Raw genomic sequence first — 3,203 nt, 5'->3', positions numbered from 1 at the left:
AAACCAAGAATGAAAATTGTCGCCTGCGGGTTAAGTGATACAGGGTAACGAAGCTCCATCACGTATTTGTTGTAAACAACCCCCCCTCCGGAAGCTGGGCGACCTGATTGCGAAATCGGCCCAACCATTTGATCCTTATAGCCACGAAGACCGATGATATCCTGATCCGCAAGTGAGAATGTACCTTGTCCTGCCAAACCGGATCCACCAACTATAAAGCGACCAAACGGGCTGTAAACATTCGAACCATCGTAATTACCCAGGAAACCCATGTGCGCGCGGGTGCTTAAAACCAGCTTGCCGACAATGGTCGCGTAGTAACTTGCATCGAACATCCATTTGTGGTATTCAACCCAGCGGTAAGAATCGTTTTTATCAGTAAATTCCTTCTTTCTGAAAGCCGAATAAGGCGGTGTAGCGGTAGCACTCAGCGAGATATTGCTTCCATTTCTTGGAAATTGGAAATCACTTAATGTATTTCTTGAGATGGTCGTGTTAAAAGAAATGTTATTAGAATTTCCCTTTGTATAACCATTTCCAAAAATATCCAGATCATCCAGACGATATCTCTGGAAAGAAAGCGCGTGGGTCATCACCAGGTTCCGATCCGGTTCTTTCAAACGTCGTCCCAATGAAATGGTAACCCCATTATTATAGTATCCGCCTCGGTAATTAATGGTTCTCGAACCTCCGTTTAATCCGCCGATACCGTACATTGAATTCAGGTCCGTAAGGCGGTAAACTGTGCGCTGCAATGAAACTCCGAAGTTGATCGGCTTTTTACCTCCGAGCCACGGCTCACTGAACGACATTGAGTAAGTCTGGTACTGACGTCCGTTCGCCTGGAAACGAAGTGAAAGCTTCTGACCGTCACCGGAAGGAAGCGGCCGCCAGGTTTCACGGTTTGGGATGTTCTTCAAAGAAAAGTTATTGAACACCAAACCAAGTGTACCAACAAAACCGATGTAACCTCCCCAACCCCCGGATAATTCGATCTGGTCAGATGGTTTTTCTTCCACGGTGTATTCAATATCCACGGTACCATCTGACTGGTTCGGGATCGGATTGATCTGGATTTTCTCCGGATCAAAATAACCCATTTGTGAAAGCTGGCGCTGGGTATTGATAATCTCGGTCTTACTGAATTTCTGTCCCGGCAATGTAAACAGCTCCCGCAATACCACGCGGTCGCTCGTCTTCGTGTTCCCGTTAAGCAAAATTCTGTTGATCGTCGCTTGCTTACCTTCGAACATCCGTAATTCAACATCAATGGAATCACCATCTACTGCCTTCTCAGTAGGTTCAATGCGGAAATACAGGTAACCGTCGTCCATATAAATGGAGCTTACGTCGCCGCCAGGGATACCATTGATTTTCTTGTCCAGTTCCTCAGGATTGTAAACGTCTCCTTTCTTCACACCCAAACGTTCGCTCAGGTATTTCGAGGTATATAAGTAGTTACCCGACCAGGTAATATCACGATAATAGTATTTCGTACCCTCGTCGATTTTCATGTCAATACTGATCGTTTCGTCACCATTTTTGATGGTATCAAACTCGATCGTAGCATCGCGGTAACCATTCTTGCGGTAATAGGCAATGAGCTTTTCCTTGTCTTCGTCGTATTTCTTGGGAATGTATTTAGATGGGTTGAAAAGGCGGCCAATTCGTTTTTGCTTGGTACCCTTCATTTTCCTTTTCAGGATTTTATCGCTGATTGCAGTATTCCCCTGGATATCGATTTTTTCAATTTTGACCTTCTTACCTTTTGTAATTGTGAAGTTCAATGTGGCCTGGCCGCGGGTGGAATCAGGGATCTGCAACACCTTTACTTTGGTGTAGTAAAATCCTTTATCCATATAGTACTTCTTGATAACAAGCTGTGTATTCTTGATAACAGTTGGCGTAATAACGCGCCCTTTTATCAGCTTAACCTTGTCATTCAATGTCTCTCTTTCACCTTTGCGGATACCAGAAAAAGATACCTTATAAAGTCTCGGGCGCTCTTTAATGTGGATATTTAACCAAACCTTGTCGTCCTGGATTTTGGTATACAAAATTTCCACATCGTCCAACGTACCAAAGTCCATCATCTTTTTGATCGAGGATGGAATAGCTGGTCCCGGAAGCCTGATCTTGTCGCCAGGTTTTAAACCCGAAATAGAAACCATTGAATTGGGATCCAGGAATTGAGTACCGGATACGGTAACCTCGGCTATCGTGTATTCTTTAGGATTAGCCGGATCCATTACACTGCTCGCTGCCGGCGTAGCGGGGCGGCCGCTTGCTCCAATACCTACGCGCTGTGCATTGACCGAAAAGCAGGAACAGATCAGCATTAATGCTGTCAGACCTTTCAGATGTGCTAGTGATTTATTCAAATTTGTAAGAAGGTTCATATTGTTCTACTTAGCACTATTCGCTTTTATTTGTTCGCCTGTTTTTCCAAATCGCCTCTCCCTGTTCTGGTAGGAAAGGATCGCCTCGTATAAATGCTCCCGACGGAAATCAGGCCAAAAAAGATCTTCATAAAAATACAGCTCGGAGTACGCGAGCTGCCACAAAAGGAAGTTGCTGATCCGGTGGTCGCCCCCGGTACGGAGCATTAAGTCAACTGCCGGCCTCGCTTCTGTTGCAAGTCTTGCCGAAAGCATTTCTTCATTGATTTCTCCCGGTGTCAAAGTGCCGTTTTGAACATCTTCTGCAAGTTTCTTAGCAGCCTGGGTAATATCCCATTTACCGCTGTAACCTAATGCGAGAATTAAGTTGAGACCCGTATTTGCCTGTGTAGCTTCAATTGCCTCGGCAAGTTGTCGCTGGCAGCTTCCCGGCAAACTTTTTGTATCTCCGATCGTGTCCAGCCGAACATTGTTTTTAAGCATAGTAGGCAGCTCGTTCCTGATTGACTGAACAAGCAGCTCCATCAATGCCCTGACCTCGAACTCGGGACGAGCCCAGTTTTCAGTAGAAAATGCATAGAGAGTAAGGTATGAAACACCTATTTCCGCACAACCTTCTGTCACTTCTCTTACCGCCTTTATCGCATTGCGGTGGCCAAAAACCCGGGCCGCACCCTGGTTTTGAGCCCACCTTCCGTTACCGTCCATGATAACGGCGATGTGCTTCGGCAGATTGCCCGCATCAATGAGCTCCTTCATTACTCCTGACTCCCTTTAACCTTTTTTAACAAAACAATTGAACAA

2 protein-coding genes are annotated in these 3,203 nt (G+C 45.5%); both read right to left on the bottom strand.

From position 1 onward, the window contains the following. On the bottom strand, nt 1-2,339 hold a 2,339-nt coding region (bamA, locus tag ACTIE6_RS21225; RefSeq protein WP_439558541.1), incomplete at its 3' end, for an outer membrane protein assembly factor BamA. 66 nt (nt 2,340-2,405) lie between these two features. Continuing rightward, a complete protein-coding gene (locus ACTIE6_RS21220; protein ID WP_439558540.1) occupies nt 2,406-3,158 on the bottom strand; it encodes an isoprenyl transferase in 753 nt (250 codons plus the stop codon). Nucleotides 3,159-3,203: the final 45 nt, after the last annotated feature.

The sequence above is a fragment of the Dyadobacter sp. genome, from assembly GCF_051859145.1.
In the GTDB taxonomy this organism is placed as follows: Bacteria; Bacteroidota; Bacteroidia; order Cytophagales; family Spirosomataceae; genus Dyadobacter.
This window is presented reverse-complemented; position numbering and strand designations above follow the sequence as displayed.

Bases quoted from the DNA above. Each gene is read 5' to 3' on its own strand.
- ACTIE6_RS21220 (WP_439558540.1), bottom strand. From the start codon at position 3,158: ATGAAGGAGCTCATTGATGCGGGCAATCTGCCGAAGCACATCGCCGTT.